16 protein-coding genes and 2 tRNA genes are annotated in these 19,693 nt (G+C 72.1%); 13 read left to right on the plus strand and 5 right to left on the minus strand.

Annotated elements, in window-relative coordinates:
* Nucleotides 1-115: 115 nt before the first annotated feature.
* The 7 genes from ACIQMJ_RS25880 to ACIQMJ_RS25910 all read left to right on the plus strand — a co-directional run bounded on the left by ACIQMJ_RS25880 (nucleotide 116) and on the right by ACIQMJ_RS25910 (nucleotide 7,599).
* A complete protein-coding gene (locus ACIQMJ_RS25880) occupies nucleotides 116-319 on the plus strand; it encodes a hypothetical protein (RefSeq protein ID WP_499763564.1) in 204 nt (67 codons plus the stop codon).
* Between the two features lie 67 nt (nucleotides 320-386).
* Entirely contained in the window at nucleotides 387-2,249 is a 1,863-nt protein-coding gene (locus ACIQMJ_RS25885) for an SDR family oxidoreductase (protein WP_499763565.1), read from the plus strand.
* 8 nt (nucleotides 2,250-2,257) lie between these two features.
* Nucleotides 2,258-3,826, plus strand: a complete 1,569-nt coding sequence (locus ACIQMJ_RS25890; RefSeq protein ID WP_499763566.1) for an AMP-binding protein — start codon at nucleotides 2,258-2,260, stop codon at nucleotides 3,824-3,826.
* Nucleotides 3,827-3,849: 23 nt separating this feature from the next.
* A complete protein-coding gene (locus ACIQMJ_RS25895) occupies nucleotides 3,850-5,175 on the plus strand; it encodes a response regulator transcription factor (RefSeq protein ID WP_499763567.1) in 1,326 nt (441 codons plus the stop codon).
* A gap of 223 nt (nucleotides 5,176-5,398) precedes the next feature.
* The gene (locus tag ACIQMJ_RS25900; RefSeq protein WP_499763568.1) at nucleotides 5,399-5,551 is read left to right on the plus strand and encodes a hypothetical protein; all 153 of its coding nucleotides are present in this window, start codon (nucleotides 5,399-5,401) and stop codon (nucleotides 5,549-5,551) included.
* 63 nt (nucleotides 5,552-5,614) lie between these two features.
* Nucleotides 5,615-6,106, plus strand: coding sequence for a PH domain-containing protein (locus ACIQMJ_RS25905; RefSeq protein WP_499763569.1), 492 nt, complete (start codon nucleotides 5,615-5,617; stop codon nucleotides 6,104-6,106).
* A gap of 68 nt (nucleotides 6,107-6,174) precedes the next feature.
* Nucleotides 6,175-7,599, plus strand: coding sequence for a PH domain-containing protein (locus tag ACIQMJ_RS25910; protein ID WP_499763619.1), 1,425 nt, complete (start codon nucleotides 6,175-6,177; stop codon nucleotides 7,597-7,599).
* On the opposite strand, the gene ACIQMJ_RS25915 is transcribed toward ACIQMJ_RS25910, so the two are convergent.
* Complete coding sequence (locus ACIQMJ_RS25915) at nucleotides 7,588-8,562, minus strand: GlxA family transcriptional regulator (RefSeq protein ID WP_499763570.1); 975 nt, start codon at nucleotides 8,560-8,562, stop codon at nucleotides 7,588-7,590. The genes ACIQMJ_RS25910 and ACIQMJ_RS25915 overlap by 12 nt on opposite strands.
* 56 nt (nucleotides 8,563-8,618) lie before the next feature.
* Here ACIQMJ_RS25915 and ACIQMJ_RS25920 point away from each other — a divergent pair, with 56 nt between their 5' ends.
* On the plus strand, nucleotides 8,619-9,929 hold the full coding sequence (locus tag ACIQMJ_RS25920; protein ID WP_499763571.1) for an MFS transporter: 1,311 nt from the start codon (nucleotides 8,619-8,621) through the stop codon (nucleotides 9,927-9,929).
* Here the strand turns inward: ACIQMJ_RS25920 and ACIQMJ_RS25925 are convergent.
* Nucleotides 9,861-11,399, minus strand: a complete 1,539-nt coding sequence (locus tag ACIQMJ_RS25925) for a helicase HerA-like domain-containing protein (protein ID WP_499763572.1) — start codon at nucleotides 11,397-11,399, stop codon at nucleotides 9,861-9,863. The two genes, ACIQMJ_RS25920 and ACIQMJ_RS25925, sit on opposite strands and share 69 nt — an antisense overlap.
* An 83-nt stretch (nucleotides 11,400-11,482) precedes the next feature.
* Between ACIQMJ_RS25925 and orn the strand changes: the two genes are divergently transcribed.
* From orn to ACIQMJ_RS25940, 3 genes are all read left to right on the plus strand, one after another.
* A complete protein-coding gene (gene orn / locus ACIQMJ_RS25930) occupies nucleotides 11,483-12,094 on the plus strand; it encodes an oligoribonuclease (protein ID WP_499763573.1) in 612 nt (203 codons plus the stop codon).
* Between the two features lie 62 nt (nucleotides 12,095-12,156).
* Nucleotides 12,157-12,232 (plus strand) — tRNA-His (locus tag ACIQMJ_RS25935).
* Between the two features lie 55 nt (nucleotides 12,233-12,287).
* A complete protein-coding gene (locus tag ACIQMJ_RS25940; RefSeq protein WP_499763574.1) occupies nucleotides 12,288-13,919 on the plus strand; it encodes an ABC-F family ATP-binding cassette domain-containing protein in 1,632 nt (543 codons plus the stop codon).
* 3 nt (nucleotides 13,920-13,922) lie between these two features.
* Here ACIQMJ_RS25940 and ACIQMJ_RS25945 read toward each other — a convergent pair whose 3' ends face one another.
* Nucleotides 13,923-14,972 (minus strand): L,D-transpeptidase, encoded by a 1,050-nt coding sequence (locus tag ACIQMJ_RS25945; RefSeq protein ID WP_499763620.1) that lies wholly within the window; start codon nucleotides 14,970-14,972, stop codon nucleotides 13,923-13,925.
* A 393-nt stretch (nucleotides 14,973-15,365) separates the two neighbouring features.
* On the opposite strand from ACIQMJ_RS25945, the gene ACIQMJ_RS25950 reads away from it, so the two are divergent.
* Nucleotides 15,366-15,438 (plus strand) — tRNA-Lys (locus tag ACIQMJ_RS25950).
* A 114-nt stretch (nucleotides 15,439-15,552) separates the two neighbouring features.
* Entirely contained in the window at nucleotides 15,553-16,734 is a 1,182-nt protein-coding gene (locus ACIQMJ_RS25955) for a hypothetical protein (protein WP_499763575.1), read from the plus strand.
* Here the strand turns inward: ACIQMJ_RS25955 and ACIQMJ_RS25960 are convergent.
* Nucleotides 16,725-18,812 (minus strand): ATP-binding protein, encoded by a 2,088-nt coding sequence (locus ACIQMJ_RS25960; protein WP_499763576.1) that lies wholly within the window; start codon nucleotides 18,810-18,812, stop codon nucleotides 16,725-16,727. The two genes, ACIQMJ_RS25955 and ACIQMJ_RS25960, sit on opposite strands and share 10 nt — an antisense overlap.
* Nucleotides 18,813-18,994: 182 nt before the next feature.
* Nucleotides 18,995-19,666, minus strand: a complete 672-nt coding sequence (locus ACIQMJ_RS25965; protein ID WP_499763577.1) for a hypothetical protein — start codon at nucleotides 19,664-19,666, stop codon at nucleotides 18,995-18,997.
* Nucleotides 19,667-19,693 lie beyond the last annotated feature (27 nt).

Genomic DNA, 19,693 nt, shown 5'->3' on the forward strand with positions numbered 1-19,693 from the left:
GCACGGTCGCCCGGCGGAAAGTCCCGTCATGGCACCAACTCTCGTGCGTCCCCTCCCCGAGAACGCCCGGATCGGTCCGAGCACCCCGTGTCGACACAGCTGGAGGTTGGGTGCCGTGAGCACAGGCAAGGAGTGGCAGGTCTCCTGCCGCGACATCGCGTCACGTCGCCGTGACATGACCGTCTTCGTCAGCCAGGGCCACGTCGTGGTGACCGTGCCGCCGGGCGAGGCGGCCGTGCTGACGCCGTTGGAGGTGGGCCGGCTGCGCGCGGCCCTGCGCGACGCGGTGGTGAACGCCTCCGGCACGCCGGAAAGCTGATCACCAGCGTTCCGATTTCACCCCCGCCTCTTCCTACTCGCGGGTAGGTAATGTCAGTATCGGGGGCGTGGGTACCTACTTCGTCACCGGCGCGACGGGTTTCATCGGCAGGCGCCTGGTCGCCGAGCTGCTGCGGCGACCGGACTGCGAACGGGTGTTCGCGCTGGTCAGGCCACACTCGGCAGACAAGCTGGACCGGCACGACAAGCTGACGCCGGTGCTGGGCGACCTGGGTTCGCCGATCGACGCCGACCGGGTCGACCACGTCGTGCACCTGGCCGCCGTCTACGACTTCACCGCGTCCGCGGACGCGCACCACGCCGTCAACGTCGAGGGCACCAGGAGGGTCGTCGAGTACGCCGAGCGCACCGGCTCGGGCCTGCTGCACCACGTGTCGTCCATCGCGGTCGCGGGCGATCACCGCGGCCCGTTCACCGAGGACGACTTCGACCTCGGCCAGCACCTCGGCTCGCCGTACCACGCGACCAAGCACGCGGCAGAGGCGGTCGTGCGCGGGCAGGACGGCGTCCCCTGGCGGATCTACCGGCCGGGCGCGGTGGTCGGCGACTCGCGCACCGGCGAGATCGACAAGGCCGACGGCCCGTACCACTTCTTCCCCGCGCTGGCCGCGCTCGCCCGCCTGCCGCGCCGGCTGCCGCTGGTCGCGCCGCACTTCGGGGCCGCGAACCTGGTCCCGGTCGACTACGTGGTGGCCGCGCTGGACCGGCTGATCCACGCCGACGTGCCGGCCGCCAGCACGTTCCACCTCACCGCCCGCCGCTCGCAGCGGATGGACGAGGTCTACAACGCGCTGGCCGACGCCGCCGGCGCGCCGAAGGTCCGGTTCAGCGTGCCGCTGCCGCTGCCCGCCGCGCCCACCGGCGCGATCGTCACCGGCGTGCTCACCGAGCTGGGCATCCCGCCGCGGCTCGTGCCCCACCTGGCGCTGCACGCCGAGTTCGACTCGACCGCCACCCGCGCGGTCACCGGCCTCGAACCGCCCGACTTCACGACCTACGCCCGCACGCTGTGGCGGTACTGGGCCGACCACCTCGACCCGCTGCGCGCCGCCCGCGGGCACGGCCTGGCCGGGCGGACCGTGCTCATCACCGGCGCGTCGTCGGGCACCGGCGCGGCCACCGCGCTCGCCGTGGCGCGCAAGGGCGCCGTGCCGCTGCTGGTCGCCCGGCGCGCCGACGAGCTGGAGGAGGTCGCCGAGCGGATCCGCGCGGAGGGCGGCACGGCGCACACCTACCCGTGCGACCTGACCGACGCGGAGGCGGTGGGCGCGCTGCTCAAGCAGGTGCTGGCCGACCACGACGGCGTCGACGCGCTGGTCAACAACGCGGGCCGGTCGATCCGGCGCAGCGTGCACCTGAGCGTGGACCGGCTGCACGACTACGAGCGCGCGATGGCGCTGAACTACTTCGCACCGCTGCGACTGGTCCTCGGCCTGCTGCCGCACATGCGGGAACGGCGGTTCGGCCACATCGTGAACATCTCGAGCATGGGAGTGCAGATCAACACACCCCGGTTCTCCGCCTACCTCGCCTCGAAGAGCGCGCTCGACGCGTTCAGCCGCGTGGCCGCCAGTGAGACCGTCGCCGACGGCGTCACGTTCACCTCGGTGCGGATGCCGCTGGTGCGCACGCCGATGATCGGCCCGACGAAGGTCTACGACGCGTTCCCGGCGGCCACGCCCGAACGCGCGGCGCAGTGGGTGGTCCGCGCGCTGGAACGCCGTCCGGAAGAGGTCAACCTCCCGGCCGGGGTGCTGGCCGAGCTGGCCCGCAAGGCCGCGCCGAAAACCGTGCGGTCGTTGCTGCACCTGGTCTACCGGGCCATGCCGGAGCAGGGCGCGCCGCGCACGTCACCGCTCGCCTCCGTCGCCGCGGGCGCCACCCGCCTGGCCCTGCGGGCGACGCGGTGAACCGGGTCGTGGGAGCGCTGCGCGCGCTGGCGACGCTGGTGCGCGCCGGTGTCGTGCGGCCGATGGGCCCCGGTCGGCTGCTCGGCGTCGTGGACGCCTTCCTCCGGTGGGACATCACGGTCGCGTTCGGCTTCGCCACCGGCGCGGCGCGCCACCCCGACCGGCCGGCGATCATCGACGACGCGGGCACGCTCACCTACGCCGAGGTGGACGAGCGCACCACCCGGCTCGCGCACGGCCTGCACGACCTGGGCGTGCGCGCGGGCTCGAAGGTCGCCGTGCTGTGCCGCAACCACCGCGGCTTCGTGGAGACCGTGGCCGCGTGCGTGAAGCTGGGCGCGCACGCCGTGCTGCTCAACACCGGGTTGAGCGCGGCGCAGATCGCCGTGGTGCTGCGGGAGCAGGACGTGTCCGTCGTCGTCGCCGACACCGAGTTCCGCGACCTGCTGACCAACGCGCCGCGCAAGGTGCGTCGCGTGATCGCCTGGGTGGACGGCGCCACGAAGAGCAAGACGCTGGAGCAGCTGATCGCGGGCTCCCCCGCCACCCCGCTGCCCCGGCGGCCGCCGCGCGGCCGGATGATCGTGCTGACGTCGGGCACCACCGGCGCCCCCAAGGGCGCCAAGCGACCGGAACCGGCGAGCCTCACGCCCGCCGCCGCGCTGCTGTCCCGCATCCCGCTCAAGGCGGGCGACCGGTTCTCCGTGCCCGCGCCGCTGTTCCACACGTGGGGCCTGGCCGCGTTCCAGATCGGGCTGGTGCTGGGCGCGACGTTCGTGCTGCGCCGCAAGTTCGACCCGGCGCACGTGCTCGCCGACGCCCGCCGGCACGGCAGCGACGCGTTGTTCGTGGTCCCCGTGATGCTGCAACGCGTGCTGGAGCTGACCGGGCGGCCCCACCTGCCGAAGCTGCGGGTGATCGCGTCCAGCGGGTCGGCGCTGCCACCACCGGTGGCGCGGCGGTGCCTGGCCGACTTCGGCCCGGTGCTCTACAACCTCTACGGCTCCACCGAGGTGTCGTGGGTGAGCATCGCCCGGCCCGACGAACTGGCCCGGCACCCGGACACCGCGGGCAGGCCGCCGCACGGCACCCGGCTGGAGATCCTGGACGACGACGGCAACCGGGTGCCCGCGGGCACGACCGGCCGGATCTTCGTGGCCAACGAGATGCTGTTCGACGGCTACACCAACGGCAGCAACAAAGAGGTCCGCGACGGCCTGATGTCCACCGGCGACGTCGGTTATCGCGACCAGGACGGCCTGCTGTTCGTCGCCGGCCGGGACGACGAGATGATCATCTCCGGCGGCGAGAACGTGTACCCGCGCGAGGTCGAGGACCTGCTGGCGGGCCTGGCCGGGGTGCGCGAGGTGGCCGTGGTCGGCGTGCCGGACGAGAAGTTCGGCCAACGGCTCGCCGCGTACGTCGTGTGCGAGGAGCCGGGCGCGCTGGACGAGGACGCGGTGCGCGAGCACGTGCGCGGCAACCTGGCCAAGTTCTCCGTGCCGCGGGAGGTGGTCTTCCTCGACTCCCTGCCGCGCAACGCCACCGGGAAGGTGCTCAAGCGCGAGCTGGGGTGAGTACCCTCGGCGCGGGGGCAACGATGACGATTCCCGTCCAGCGAGCGGCCGACCCGCGCGAGGCCGCGGTGTCCAACCTGCGCGAGGCCCGGTTGGCGTTGGACGAGGGACGCCCGGGCGACGCGCTGGAGTCCGCCGAGAAGGCCGTGGCCGCCTTCTCCTGGCTGGACGACGCCGAGGGCGTGGCGCACAGCGTGCTGGCCCAGTCGGTGGCGCTGGGCAAGCGCGGGCTGCTGCCGGGCGCGCTGGACACCATCGACCGGGTGCAGGCGATCGCGACGGCCAACCGGCACGTCGGCTTGCAGGCGTGGTGCAGCTTCTCGCAGGCCGTGGTGGAGCTGCGGCTGGACTCGCGGGAGCGGTCGCTGCACTCGCTGGCCCGCGCGCTGGGCCTGGCCGAGCTGACCAAGGACGTCGAGCTGATCGGCTCGATCCTGTACGAGCAGGCCAACGTGCTGCGCACGCAGTACCACGAGCACTGCATGGTGCGCTCGCCCGCGAGCCGGTGCAGCCCCGACGGCGAGCCGTGCACGCGCAAGCTGCGCCGCGCGGAGGCGCTGTGCGCGCAGGTCCGCGACCGGTGGAAGCACCTGGACCAGCCGTTGCGGATGGCCCGGCTGAACCTGCTGCTCACGCACGTGCGGCTGGACCTGGGCGAGGTGGACCGGGCGCTGCGCTCGTGCCAGCGGGCCGACCGGCTGCTGGCCGGGCAGGACCGGCCCGTGCTGCGGGCCGAGCTGCTGATGGCGCGGGCCCGGATCAGCGGCGCCCGCGGCCGGTGCGACGACCAGGTGCGGCAGCTCACCCGGGCGGCGGAGCTGGCGATGGGCGTGCTGGCCCGTGAGGTCGCGGTCCGGGCGCACGGCGCGCTGAGCGTGGCCTACGAGCGGGTCGGGAAGCTGGAACCGGCGTTGCGACACGCCCGGTCTCAATTGGAGCAGTACCGGTTGTGGGAGCTCCAGGAAGGCCGGGACCTGCTGCGGATGCGGGAGCACGACCTGTCCGCCCGGCTGGTCGACCAGTTGGCCGAGCGCACGTTCGGGCTGCGCCGCGACGGCCGGTCCGCGCCGGACCCGCTGCGCAGCTCGGCCACCGCGGAACAGGACAACCGGCGCATCGCGCGGGCGCTGCGGGCCGGGCTGACCCGGCGCGGCATCGAGGTGCTGCGGCGCGTCGCCGCAGGTGAGAGCACCGCAGCCATCGCGGCCGAGCTGTCGTTGTCGCCGAAGACCGTGCAGAACCACCTCCAGCGCATCTACCGGACCATCGACGTGCGCGACCGGGCGGGCGCGGCGGTGTGGTGGGTCGACCTGGACGACGAGACGCGCCCACGCGCGGTGGTCGACTGAGTCACTTCCGCCTTTCCGGCTCGTTACCGGTGGTGGTGGGATGTCCCCGACGATCGGGGCGACCGCTCCGGGGGTATTGCCCAGCGGGCAGAGGCAGAAGTGGGTGATGACCGTGACGACACCTGTGTGCCATGCTCCGCTTGGACGCTTCCGGGCGTCACCCGCGGATCTGGTCCGGCTCCCCCCTGCCGACAAAGCCGCTACGATCGAACGGAGTTCGACGATGGTTGTGCACTCCCTGCACAAGATCATGGCTGCGCTCGCCGTCTGCGCCGGTCTCGCGGTCGTCGTCGGTGTGCCCACCGCGGTGGCCGTGCTGGGCGAGAGCGCCGCCGACGCCCGGGTCTTCCAGGCGCCGTACTCACCCCAACCCTGACCGGTCGGTGACCCGGCCGGGTTCGCGCGCACGCGGGCTCGGCCTTGAGGCACAGTGGACGGCGTGAGCAGCGAAGTGTTGCGCCTGCGTGCGCCGCGGCACCGGGTGAGCCGCAAGTCGATCACCCTCTGGACCCTGCACGCCCTGATCGGCTGGGCGGTGCTGCTGGTGCCGCAAGTGGTCGTGCTGGTCTTCACCTCGACGCCGTGGCAGGTCACCGCCGCCATCGCGACCCTCGTGCTGGGCACGGCGCACACCCTGGTCATGCCGCGCTGGCGCTACCGGGTGCACCGCTGGGAGGCCACCCCGGACGCGGTCTACACGCTGGCGGGCTGGCTGAACCAGGAGTGGCGGATCGCGCCGGTCTCGCGCATCCAGACCGTGGACACCAAGCGCGGCCCGCTGCAACAGCTGCTCGGCCTGTCCACGGTCACCGTCACCACCGCCTCGGCCGCCGGGCCCGTGCTCATCGAGGGGCTGGAGCACGGCGACGCGGTGCGGCTGGCCGACGAGCTGACCACCACCACCCAGGCCACGCCGGGTGATGCCACGTGACCACCGAGCTGCCCGCCGCGCCGGAGTACGCCGAGCCGGTCGTGGACTGGCACCGGCTGGACGTGCGCATGCTCGTCGTCCGGCCGCTGAACGAGCTGCTGGGCCTGGTGCCGGTGTTCGTCGGCCTGCTCGTGCTGGGCAAGGGCGAGACGTGGCGCATCCTGGCCAGCGTCGGCGTGATCGTCGCGATCGTGCTGTTCGGCCTGCTGCGCTGGATCACCACCCGGTACCGGATCACCTCCGAGCAGGTCGAGATGCACACCGGGCTGCTGGTGCGCAAGCGCCTGGCCGTGCCGCGCGACCGCATCCGCACCGTCGACCTGACCGCGAAGCTCGGGCACCGGCTGTTCGGGCTGTCCGCGATCCGGGTCGGCACGGGGCAGCGCGACCAGCCCGGCGAGGACGGCCTGACGCTGGACGCGGTGTCGTCGGCCGAGGCGGAACGGCTGCGCGTGCTGCTGCTCACCATCGCCAAGGCCCCCGCCGCGCCGGCCGAGCAGGCCGAGGAGCGGCCGAGCGCGGAGCTGTCCAAGTGGGACAACCAGTGGCTGCGGTACGCGCCGCTGACGTTGTCCGGCCTGGTGGCCGCCGGCGCGTTGTTCGGGTTCGTGGTGAACTTCGCGCGGGAGCTCGACATCGAGGTGCTGGAGCCGATGACCGAGGCCGCGCACTGGGTCGCCGGGCAGCCGCTCGGGCTGACCATCGCGGTGTTCGCCGGTGTCGTGCTGCTGGTCGCCACGCTCGGCTCGGTGCTGGTGTACGTGGTGCAGTTCCACGGTTACCGGCTCACGCGCGAGCCGGACGACACGGTCCGGGTGCGCCGCGGCCTGCTCACCACCCGCTCGGTTTCCGTTGCCGAGCAACGACTTCGCGGCGTCGAGCTGGTCGAGCCGCTGCTGCTGCGCGCCGGGCGGGGCGCGCACGCCAAGACCGTGACGACCGGTCTGGGGCGCAAGGGCGAGAGCAACCTGCTGCTGCCGCCCGCTCCGGTCGCCGAGGCGCACCGGGTGTCGGCGGAAGTGCTGCGCACCGGCGAACCGCCGACGCGAACGCCGTTGCAGCGGCACCCGATGGCCGCCCTGCGCCGCCGGATGGTGCGCGCCGTCGTGCCGCTGCTCGTGCTCGCGGCGGTGCTGGCCTGGCCGGCGCCGAGCTGGACGTGGCAGGTCGTGCTGGTGCTGGTGCCGTTCTCGGCGGCCCTGGGCTGGGACCGGTACCGCTCGCTCGGCCACGCGCTGACCGACCGGTACCTGCTCGCCCGCGCGGGCTCGGCGGTGCGGGAAACCGTGGCGCTGCAACGCACCGGCATCATCGGCTGGCGCGTGTCCCGCTCGTTCTTCCAGCGCCGCGCGGGCCTGGTCACCATCACCGCCACCACCGCGGCGGGCGACGGCGCGTACCACGTGGTCGACGTGGCCGAGGCCGACGGCCTGGCGCTGGCCGCCGAGGCGGTGCCGGACCTGCTGCGGCCGTTCCTGGAGCTAGCCGACTGAGCGGAACGTGGTGCGGTAGGCGCTGGGCGACACGCCGAGCGTCGCGCTCATCTGCTGCCGCAGCGCCGCGCCCGTGCCGAAGCCCGCGTGCCGGGCCACCTGGTCGACGGCCAGGTCCGTGGTCTCCAGCAGGTGTCGCGCCCGTTCGACGCGCTGCTGCGTGATCCACTTCCCGGGGCTCACGCCGACCTCCTCGCGGAACCGGCGGGTGAACGTGCGGACGCTCATCCGGGCGTGCGCGGCCAGCGCGCGCAGGTCCAGCGGCTCGCTCAGGTGCTCCAGCGCCCACGCGCGGGCCGGCTCGGTGGACGTGTCGGCGTGGTCCGGGATCGGCCGCACGATGAACTGCGACTGACCGCCCGGCCGCCACGCCGGCACCACGCAGCGGCGCGCGGCCATGTTCGCCGCCTCGCTGCCGTGGTCCTGCCGCACGAGGTGCAGGCACAGGTCGACGCCCGCGGCCACGCCCGCCGAGGTGAGCACGTCGCCGCCGTCCACGAACAGCACGTCCGGGTCCAGGTCGACGGCCGGGAACAGGCGGCGGAAGTTGTCCGCGTGCGCCCAGTGCGTGGTGGCCACGCGGCCGTCCAGCAGACCGGCCGCGGCCAGCACGAACGCGCCCGTGCAGATCGACAGGACCCGCGCGCCCCGGCTCGCCGCCGCCCGGAGCGCCGCGCGCACCGGCTCGTCCAGCGTGCCGTCCTCCAGCACCCGGGCGCCGTGGCTCACCCCCACCGCGATGACCGTGTCGGCCTCGGCGAGCAGCTCCAGCCCGTGGTCGGGGGTGATGGTGAACCCGGCCGAGCTGCGCACCGGTCGGGCGCCGGGCGTGCACACCCGCACCCGGTAGTACCGCCGCCCGTGCCCGTCGCGGGCGGAGTGGAAGACCTGGGTCGGCGTGCCGAGGTCGAACGACACCACCTCGTCCAGCGCGAGCACGGCGACCAGGTGACGGCGATCCATGGCCGGATTCTTGCACATGATGGCCATCGAGCCACTTCCTGATCGGGACCGGATCGGTGACGCTTGATCGCGTGATTCGCAGCAGGCAGAACTGGGCATGGGTGGTCGCGGGCGTGGGTTTCATCGCGCTGGTCGGGGCCGCGGCGTTCCGGGCCACCCCGGGCGCGTTGATCGAACCGCTGCAACGCGAGTTCGGCTGGTCCACCGCCACGGTCGGCTTCGCCGTGTCGGTCAACCTGATGTTGTTCGGCCTGACCGCGCCGTTCGCCGCCGCCCTGATGGAGCGGCTGGGCGTGCGCAAGGTCGTGGCCTCGGCGTTGACGCTGGTCGCGGTGGGCAGCGGGCTGACCGTGTTCATGACCGCGGCCTGGCAGCTGGTGCTGTTCTGGGGCGTGCTGGTCGGCCTGGGCACCGGCTCGATGGCGCTGGCGTTCGTGGCGACGATCACCGGCCGCTGGTTCGTCAAGCACCGCGGCCTGGTCACCGGCATCCTCAGCGCGGGCGGCGCCACCGGCCAGCTCGTGTTCCTGCCGGTGGTGGCGGCGCTGTCGGAGTCGTCGGGGTGGCGGACCGCGTCCCTCGTGGTGTCGGTGGCGGCCCTCGCGGTGGTGCCGCTGGTGCTGCTGTTCCTGCGCGACCACCCCGCCGACCTGGGCGTCCCGCCGTACGGCGGTGACGAGGTCGTGCCCGTGCCGCCGTCGACGGGCGGCGCGGCCCGCCGGGCCGTCGGCGCGCTGACCACCGCCGCGCGCACCGGACCGTTCTGGTTCCTGGCGGCGGGCTTCGCGATCTGCGGCGCGACCACGAACGGCCTGGTCGGCACCCACTTCATCCCCGCCGCGCACGACCACGGCATGCCCACCACCACCGCCGCCGGGCTGCTCGCCCTGGTCGGGATCTTCGACATCGTCGGCACGGTCCTGTCGGGCTGGCTCACCGACCGCGTCGACTCGCGGATCCTGCTCGCCGTGTACTACGCCCTGCGCGGTGGGTCGCTGCTGGTCCTGCCGCAGCTGTTCCACGACTCGGTGCACCCGTCGATGCTCGTGTTCATCATCTTCTACGGCCTGGACTGGGTCGCCACCGTCCCGCCGACGGTCGCCCTGTGCCGCCAGGTGTTCGGCCTGTCGGCCCCGGTCGTGTTCGGCTGGGTCTTCGCCTCGCACCAGATCGGCGCGGCCGTCGCCGCCACGGCCGCCGGTCTCACCCGCGACCACTTCGGCAACTACGCGCCGGCCTGGTACGTCGCCGGGCTGCTCAGCATCGGCGCGGCCTTCCTGTCCATGAAGGTCAAGCGCTCACCGGCGCTTGCGGGAGGTCCCGAAGAGACCTCGGGTGATCTCACGGCCCAGCGCACTGGCGGCTGAGCGCAGGAACGACTTCACCGCCGAGTTGCCGAGCACCTGGGCCACGACACCGGGCTCCTCGCGCTCGGCCCGGCGTTCCGGCTCCCGGGGTTCGGGCTCCCGGGGTGACGCCTCCTCCGGCGCGGGAGGGGGCGCCACCTTGGCCGTCAACTTCTCGTAGGCCGACTCGCGGTCCACCGTCTCCGCGTACTTGCCGTGCAGCTCGGACGCCCCCGCGGCCTGCTTGATCGCGTCCACCCCGATCGTGTCCATCAAGGACCGCGGCGCGCGCAACCTCGTCCACGCGACCGGTGTCGGCGCGCCCTTCTCGCTCAGCACCGTCACGACCGCCTCGCCGATGCCCAACGACGTCAACGCCTCGTCCAGCTCGTAGTGCGGCGTGGTCGGGTACGTCTTCACCGCCTTCGCCAACGCCGCCTGGTCCTCCGGCGTGAACGCCCGCAGCGCGTGCTGCACCCGTGCGCCCAACTGCGACAGCACCGCGTTCGGCACGTCGGTCGGCAGCTGCGTGCAGAAGAACACGCCGACGCCCTTGGACCGGATCAGCTTCACCGTCTGCGTGATCCGCTCCAGGAACGCCTTGGACGCGTCGGCGAACAGCAGGTGCGCCTCGTCGAAGAAGAACACCAGCTTCGGCTGGTCCAGGTCACCCTCCTCGGGCAGCACCTCGAACAGCTCGGCCAGCAACCACATCAGGAACGTCGAGAACAGCGCGGGCCTGGCCTGCAACTCGGCCAGCTCCAGCAACGTCACCACGCCGCGTCCCCCGACGGTGCGCATCAGGTCGCGCGGGTCCAGCTCCGGCTCGCCGAAGAACGTGTCGCCGCCCTGCGCCTCCAGGTTCACCAGCGACCGCAGGATCACCCCCGCCGTCGCCGACGACACCCCGCCCAGGCCCTTCAGGTCCGCCTTGCCCTCGTCGGACGTGAGGTGCCCGATCACCGACCGCAGGTCCTTGATGTCCAGCAGCGGCAGGCCGCGCGAGTCGGCCCAGTGGAAGATCAACCCGAGGGTGGACTCCTGCGTGTCGTTGAGCCCGAGCACCTTCGCCAGCAGGATCGGCCCGAAGCTGGTCACGGTCGCCCGCACCGGCACCGCCGCGCCGCCCGTGCCCAGGGACAGGAACTGCACCGGGCACGCCGCCGGCTGCCAGTCGTCACCCGTCTCGGCGGCACGCGCGGTGATCCGCTCGCCGGGCTCGCCCGGCCGGGACAGACCCGACAGGTCGCCCTTCACGTCCGCCATCACCACCGGCACGCCCGCCGCCGACAGCTGCTCCGCCATCAGCTGCAACGTCTTCGTCTTGCCCGTGCCGGTGGCGCCCGCCACCAGGCCGTGCCGGTTCATCGTGGCCAGCGGGAGCCGCACGTGCGCGGTCGGCTCCACCTCGCCGCCCACGAGCACTGCGCCGAGTTCGATGGCCGCGCCCTCGGAGGCGTAACCGGCAGCGATGTCGTTCTGGGCCGTCATCGCCCTGAGCGTAATGAGATTGGAAGGGGCCGCCACCCGAAGCGACGCGGGGCCGGCCGGACCGGGCGACTAGGCTCGCGCGGGTGATGGATCGCTTGGTGTGGATCGACTGCGAGATGACAGGTCTCGACCTGGACAAGGACGCCTTGATCGAGATCGCGGCGCTGGTGACCGACGCGGAGCTGAACGTGCTCGGCGAGGGGGTCGACGTGGTGATCCACGCCGACGACACCGCGCTCGACTCGATGCCCGACGTCGTCATGCAGATGCACGCCAAGTCCGGGCTCACCGAGGAGGTCCGGCGGTCCACCGTGACGCTGGCCGACGCCGAGGCCCAGGTGCTGGCCTACATCAAGGAGTGGGTGCCGGACCCGCGCACCGCTCCCCTGGCGGGCAACTCGATCGCCACCGACCGCGGGTTCATCGCCCGCGACATGCCGGAGCTGGACGCCCACCTGCACTACCGGATGGTCGACGTGTCGTCGATCAAGGAGCTGTGCCGGCGGTGGTACCCGCGCATCTACTACGCGCAGCCGGGCAAGGGCCTGGCCCACCGGGCGCTGGCCGACATCAAGGAGTCGATCCGCGAGCTGGCCTACTACCGGCGCACCGCGTTCGTGCCGCAACCAGGGCCGACGTCGGAGCAGGCGCAGGCCGTGGCCGCCGAGCTGCTGGCCGCGGACGGGGAGAAATAGGGTCGATTTCAGACCCGGCGGTAGGGCACTGTATGCTTCACGCGCCGGGTCAACCGGTCTTGGTGGGTGTAGCTCAGCTGGCAGAGCACTGGGTTGTGATCCCAGGTGTCGCGGGTTCAAGTCCCGTCACTCACCCCAAGCGGAACGCCCCTCGACGCCGTCGAGGGGCGTCTTCTTTTGCCCTGGAGTCGTCGTGAGCGCCACACTCGTCGCGAAAGAACTGGCCGCCGGGCACGGCGACCGCGTGCTGTTCTCGGGGTTGGACCTGGTCGTCGCACCCGGTGACGTGGTCGGCCTGGTCGGGGCCAACGGCGCGGGCAAGTCGACGCTGCTGCGGACGCTCGCCGGGCTGCTGCCCGCCGAGCAGGGTGTGATCCGCCTCTCCCCCACCACCGCGACCGTCGGCCACCTGCCCCAGGAGCCGGACCGGCGGCCGGACGAGACCGTGCGGGCGTTCCTGGCCCGCCGCACGGGCGTGGCGGCGGCGCAGGCCGAGCTGGACCGGGCGACCGAGGCGTTGACCGCGGGCGAGGGTGACGACGGTTACTCCGACGCGCTGGAGCGCTGGCTCGCGCTCGGCGGCGCGGACCTCGAGGAGCGGTCCCTGGAGGTGGCGGCCGACCTCGGCCTCGACGTGTCGCTCGACCTGCCCATGACGGCCCTGTCCGGCGGCCAGGCGGCCCGCGCGAGCATGGCGTCGCTGCTGCTGAGCAGGTACGACGTGTTCCTGCTCGACGAGCCGACCAACGACCTCGACATGGACGGCCTGGCCCGGCTGGAGCGGTTCGTGACGGGGCTGCGCGCGGGCGTCGTGGTGGTGTCGCACGACCGCGAGTTCCTGGCCCGCACGGTGACGCGGGTGGTGGAGCTGGACCTGGCGCAGCAGCAGGTGCGGACCTACGGCGGCGGCTACGAGTCGTACCTGGAGGAGCGGGAGATCGCCCGCAGGCACGCGCGTGAGGAGTACGAGGAGTTCGCGACCACGCGCGCGTCGCTGGAGGAGCGCGCTCGGGCGCAGCGGGCGTGGATGGAGAAGGGCGTGAAGAACGCCCGCCGCAAGGCGCCCGACAACGACAAGATCGGGCGCAAGTTCCGCAGCGAGGCGACCGAGAAGCAGGCCGCGAAGGCCCGGCAGACCGAGCGCCTGATCGAACGGCTCGACGTGGTCGAGGAGCCGCGCAAGGAGTGGGAGCTGCGGATGGAGATCGCCGCCGCGCCCCGGTCCGGCGCGGTGGTGGCCGTGCTGCGGGCGGCGGTCGTGACGCGGGGGTCGTTCACGCTGGGGCCGGTCGACCTCCAGGTGGACTGGGCGGACCGGATCGCCATCACCGGGGCCAACGGGTCGGGCAAGTCGACGTTGCTGGCCGCGCTGCTCGGCCGCGTGCCGCTGACGTCCGGGTCGTCGTCGCTGGGGTCGGGCGTGGTCGTGGGCGAGATCGACCAGGCGCGCGGGCTGTTCCTGGGCGACGAGCCGCTGCTGGAGGCGTTCGGGGCGGCCGTGCCGGACCTGGTGCCCGCCGACGTGCGCACGTTGCTGGCGAAGTTCGGGCTGAAGGCGGCGCACGTGCTGCGGACGGCGGCGTCGCTGTCCCCCGGTGAGCGCACGCGTGCCGCGTTGGCGCTGTTGCAGGCGCGCGGGGTGAACCTGCTGGTGCTCGACGAGCCGACCAACCACCTCGACCTGCCCGCGATCGAGCAGCTGGAGTCCGCGCTCGACTCCTACACCGGCACGTTGCTGCTGGTCACGCACGACCGGCGGATGCTGGACGCGGTGCGCACGACCCGCCGCCTGGTGGTGGCGGCGGGTCGCGTCACGGACCTGTGAGCGCTACTTCGCGCCGCCCTTGACCCATTCCTCCCACGGGATCTGCCAGTCGCCGTAGCCGTCGGTCGGCTCCAGCACCGGGCCGCCGGAGTTCGTCACGACCACGATGTCGCCGGGCTTGGAGATGTCGTAGACCCACCGGGCGTTCTCCGGCGAGAGGTTCAGGCAGCCGTGGCTGACGTTGCGCCTGCCCTGGTCGCCGATCGACCACGGCGCACCGTGGAAGAAGATGCCGGAGTTGGACATCCGGACGGCCCAGTCGACCGGCGTGACGTAACCGCCCGCGTCCAGGGACAGGCCGTAGGTGCGGGAGTCCATCACCATGTGGTCGTGCTTCTCCATGGTGACGTAGACGCCCGTGGGGGTGGTGTTCTGCGCGTCGCCCATGGAAGTCGGCATGGTGCGCGCCACCTGGCCGTTGATCTTGGTGATCACCTGGTGCGACTGGCCGTCGGCCTCGTGCACCACCGCGTCGCCGATCGTGAAGGTGGACACGTGGTCCTCCTGGCCGTACACGCCGTTGCCGAGGTGCTTGCCGTAGATCCTGGCGCTGATGGTCGCCTTGGTGCCGGGCGTCCAGTAAGCCTTCGGGCGCCAGTGCACCTTCTGGTCGTCGAACCAGTAGAAGGCGCCCTCGACGCGCGGCTCCGTGGTGATGGAGAGCATCGCCTCGGCGGCGGCCTTGTCGGTGACCGGCTCGTCGAACCGGAAGTGCACCGGCTGGCCGATGCCGACCGTCATGCCGTCGAACGGGAAGACCTCCGCGAGGAGCGTCTGCGTGCGCGGCTTGACGGTGGTGAAGGTCGAGGTCTTGGTGACGGGCTTGCCGTCCGCGCCCTCGCCGGTCACGGCCAGCGTGTAGATCTTCTCGTAGCCCAGCGGCTCGGTGTTGGTCCACTGGAGACCGTCCGGGCTCACCTGGCCGGCCACCGCCTTGCCCTCGGGGTTGGTCAGCGAGACCGCCGTGATCTTGCCGTCGGTGGCCGTGGCCACGACCGGCACGCCGGGCGCCACGTCCACCGCCGCGTCCGCGGGGCCGGTGCTCAACGACACGGGCTTGGGCGGCGGAGCGGCCGACGTGGCGGAGGTCTCACCGGCCCCGGCGCCGCCGTCGGTCGAGGCGGATCCCGACGAACAACTTGTGATCAACGTCGCAACCAACCCCATCGCGACGATCCCCAGCGCTCTGCGCGCCCCCCGCTTGCGGTACATCCCCGTCCTCCGCTTCATCCCCAGAACGCCTTGACAGCCCGCGACAAGAGCCTGTCGGCGTCCCCTGACAAGGTGACGCCTGGAGGGTTGACGATGTTGCCCGAGATGCTGGATCGTTACCAAGGCGAAGTTCCCCCTGCACCAGGGCGGCACACCTGCCCTGACCAGGCGATTGGGAGCTGGGAGAGACGCTGTGCTAATGTTCTCCGCGTCGGACAGAGCAAGGAAGTCCGAGCGCCGCTAGCTCAACTGGCAGAGCAGCTGACTCTTAATCAGCGGGTTCGGGGTTCGAGTCCCTGGCGGCGCACAACACAGCGAGAGGGTCACCATTCCGGTGGCCCTCTCGCTGTTTATCGCGCATGTCGCTAACACTCTTCAGGCCACCGGTCCTCTTTCTTGCCGAACCGGGGAGCGCAATCGCATGACACGTCCGGAGTGGCCGCGAGTGCCGATCGGGCTCGACGCCCCGCAGTGGGTCAGTCGCACCGGTTGTCGATCCGTCCTCGCCGTCGTGCACACCGTCACCAGTGGTCAGCGGTTGCTGGAGGTGGTCGAACTGGTGGAGGCCGACCCTCGGGTCCAGGTCGTCTTCAGCCGGGCGCCGGACGTGTTCGGCAACGGCGTGGCCGATTTCCTGCGCTCGACCGGCGGCATCGAGGTGCCGTGGGAGCAGGCCACCCGCGAACGGTTCGACCTGGCGATCACAGCGGCCTACGGCCGTCTTCACGAACTGCACGCCCCGTTGATGGTGATGCCGCACGGCGCCGGTTACGGCAAATCGTTCGACACAGGCGGTGAGCCGGTGGTTTACGGACTGGACGCACAACGGCTCACCCACGACGGCCGCGTGTTGCCGAATGCGCTCGTGCTGGCCCACGACGACGAACGGGAAGTGCTGCGCCGGCAGTGCCCGTCGGCGCAGGACGTCGCCGTCGTCGCGGGCGACCTGTGCTACGACAGGTTGGTCGCGAGCCTCCCGCACCGCGAGAGGTACCGCGCCGCACTGGGCGTGCGGCCCGACCAGCCGACCGTCGTGGTCAGCTCGACCTGGGGTCCGGACTCGCTGTTCGCCCGGTTCGAGGACGTCGTGCCACCACTGCTCCGCGAACTGGTGCCTCAGGGTTTCCGGGTCATCGCGCTGATCCACCCGGCGGTGTGGTCGGCCCACGGCTCGCGGCAGGTCGACGCGTGGCTCGCGGACTGCCGTGACGCCGGGCTGGTCGTCATCGGACCGCACGTGGACTGGCGCGCGGTGCTCATCGCCTCCGACCACGTGGTGGCCGACCACGGGTCGGTCGGTGTCTACGCCGCGGCCGTCGGACGGCCGGTGGTGCTGGTCGACGGGCCGAAGGGCGTCGCGATCGCAGCCGGTTCGGCGCAGGACCTGCTGCGCCGCTCCGCGCCGCGACTGGACCTCGGTGCGCCGATCCGGCCACAGCTCGAACGGTCGAACCCGGATCTGACCGGGGCCGTCCGGGAACGGCTGACGTCCAGGGCCGGCTCGGCCGCGGGAGAACTGCGTCGAACCGCGTACCGCCTCCTGGACCTCCCGGAACCGCTCCGCCACCGCGCCGTGCCACCGGTTCCGACGCCTCAGCACTGACGGCCGTCACCAGGTCGCGCTATGTCGACCGCCCTTGAGGAACCGATGTCCGTGTAGAGCCGCAGCGCCTGCGCCCAATGCTCCTCCGCCTGTTCCCGGCTTCCTTGCCGGTCGGCCGCTACGGCGAGCATCTGGTGGGCTTCCGCCATGCCCTGTTTCGAGCCGAGCGCGCTCAACGCCGCCAGCGCGCGACGCGCCGTCAGTTCGGCCATCGGCAGGTGGGAGGCGCGCAGGTGTGCCGCCGCTTCGGCCAGGACGACCCGTGCCTCGTTGTACGGATCCGGTGGGTCCAGCTCCCGGAACCGCGTGCCGGCTTCTCCCAACGCCGCCAACGCCTCGTCGGTCCGGCCGAGCTCGGCCAGCACCCGGCCGAGGTTCGTCAGCGTGAGACCGAGGCTGCGTTGGGCACCCCAGTCGCGGTTGACGCGGATCAGCTGCTCGAACAAGCCGACCGACTCGGCGAGCCGGCCATCGGCCACTTCCAGCAGCACCAAAGCCTCCTCCGCGTCGGCGAAGCCGCGCCGGTCACCGACCTCCTCGGCGAGGGCGGACGAGGCCAGCAGGTGCTCCTCAGCCTCCTCGAACCTGCCCAGGGTGGTGCACACCATGCCCAGTCGTTTGAGCATGTCGGCTTCGGCGACCTTGTTCCCCCACCGGCGCGCCGCGTCGACACCGCGCCGGTCGCTCTCCAAGCGGTCGCGGTAGTGCTTGTGGTGCAGGAACAGGGGCCAGAGCACATCGGACAGGTGCCAGGCCAGCGCCCACCACTCACGTTCCTGGGCGACGCGGCCGCAGGCGATCAGGTTCTGCCGCTCCTCCTCCAGCCACGCCAACGCCGACTCGCGGTCGGTGAACTCCGGCACCTCCTCCGGCTGTGCGGCGAATCGGTAGTCCTGTCTACGCCGGTGCGGCGTGATGACGAGGTCGGCGGCCATGGCAACCCGGAGGTACCACTCGACCATCCGCTCTTCGGCCCGTGCCCCTTCCTCGGAGTCGGCTTTGCCGCGGGCGTGCAGCCGCAGCAGGTCGTGGAAGCGGTACCTGCTCTCCCCGACGAGCTCGACGAGGTTGGCGTCCACTAGTTCCTCCAGGACGCCGGACGAGACGCGCTCCTCCGACACCGACAGCGCCACCGGAGCGCCGAACTCCTGGCCGGGGTGCAGCGCCAGTCGGCGGTAGAGCGCGGCGGCGGTGGGTCGAAGCGCGCGGTAGGACAGGTCGAACGTCGTCCGCACGGACAACTCCGGCGCCGAGAGCACCGACAAGCGGTTGCGGTCGTCGCTCAGCTCGGCGACCACCTTGCGCACCGACCACTCGGGTCTCCCGGCCAGCCGGGCCGCGGCCACCTGGAGCGCGATGGGCAAGCCGCCGCACAACCCGGCCAGCACCTCGGCCCGCTCGGGCTCGGCGCCGACCCGGCGCCCGCCCACCAACTTCGCCAACAGCCGCACTGACGACAGCTTGTCGAGCGAACCGACGCCGATCAGCTGCGCGCCGTCCGGCAGCAGGCCCGTCAGCCTGGTGCGGCTCGTCACGAGGACGGCGCTGAACGGCGAATTCGGCGCGAGCCATCGCACTTGGGCCGCCGAGAACGCGTTGTCGAGCAGGACCAGCAGCTTCTTGCCCGCGGTCAGCGAGCGGTAGAGGGTGGCCTGCTCGGCGACGCCGATCGGCACCTCGCGAGCCGGAACACCGAGGCTGCGCAGCAACATTCCGAGAGCGTCCTCCGGTAAGACCGGACTCGATCCGCTGAAACCCGCGAGATCGACGTAGAGCTGACCGTCGGTGAAACGGTCGAGCACGCCGTGCGCCCAGTGCAGCGCGAGCGCCGTCTTGCCCACGCCGCCCGGACCACTCAGCAGCACGAACATCCGGGTTCCCTCGCGCCAACTCGTGGTCAGCGCCTCGTCCAGAGCCGCCAACTCGGCGGAGCGATCGGTGAAGTGGGCCGGAGCGGCCAACAGTTGGCGAGGCACGATCGGTGAACCGGGTGGTGCCGCGTGGAACGTGACGCCTCCGTGCACCACCCCCGCCTGCACGGCACCGCCGGGCGTCGGAGAGGACAACGTGTTGTGCACGTTGTGCCACCTGTTTTGCGCTTCGCCTGAATGGGATGGCGGACGATCCCAAGGCGTGTCACTCGGACCCACGTCACACACCGTACGAGAGGCGAGGCGTTCGCAAGTATTCCAGCCGAGGGATTCCGAACCCGATCAGACCAACGCCCGCGTGACGTGAATCAAACGATTCGACCTGTCATTCATCCGAACGCGAGCGCTATTCGCCGGCTCGCCAGCAAACGGGTCCGTCGGACTTCGGCGTCGACGGCGGCGTCGGCGTTGCGGTCCAGGCGGTGGTAGGACTTGGCCAGCAGCCAGTGGGCCGCCTCGGCTCCTATCGGGGTCAGCGGGCCCTGGTCGGACAGGCGGGCGCGGGCGGTGGTGACGTCGCGGGTCACGAAGGCCGTGCGGACTTCGCCGCCGGACAGCTCGTCGATCAGGAACACCATGGCGTGCTCGGCGGTGGCGAAGGCGTACGTGCAGATCAGGGCCAGGTAGCCGGCGTCGATCGAGCGGTCGCAGATCCAGGCGCCGCCGACGGTCAGGGCGGGGCCCGCGGGGGTCACGGCGTTGGCCGCCCACTCGCGCGGGCGGCCGGTCAGCACGGCGGCCAGGACGCGCAGCAGGGCGTGGTTGCGGCGGCTGGGCAGCGACACGGCGTGCTCGATCAGGCCCGCCCAGAACTCCTCGTCCGGGCAGAGGTCGGCGACGGCGCTGCTGACGGTCAGCTCGGCCTCCAGCGGGTCGAGCAGTTGCGGCAGGGCGCGGCAGCGGTGGACGACCAGGTGTTGGGCCGCGGTCAGCGGCGTCCCCAGTGGACGGTGCACCACCACGATCGGCCGCCGTTTGGGGACCTGCGTCTTCCGGCTCACCGCGCGAGGCTGGCACGTCCGGGCCCG

It is taken from the genome of Actinosynnema sp. NPDC091369 (assembly GCF_044757065.1).
Lineage (GTDB): Bacteria > Actinomycetota > Actinomycetes > Mycobacteriales > Pseudonocardiaceae > Actinosynnema.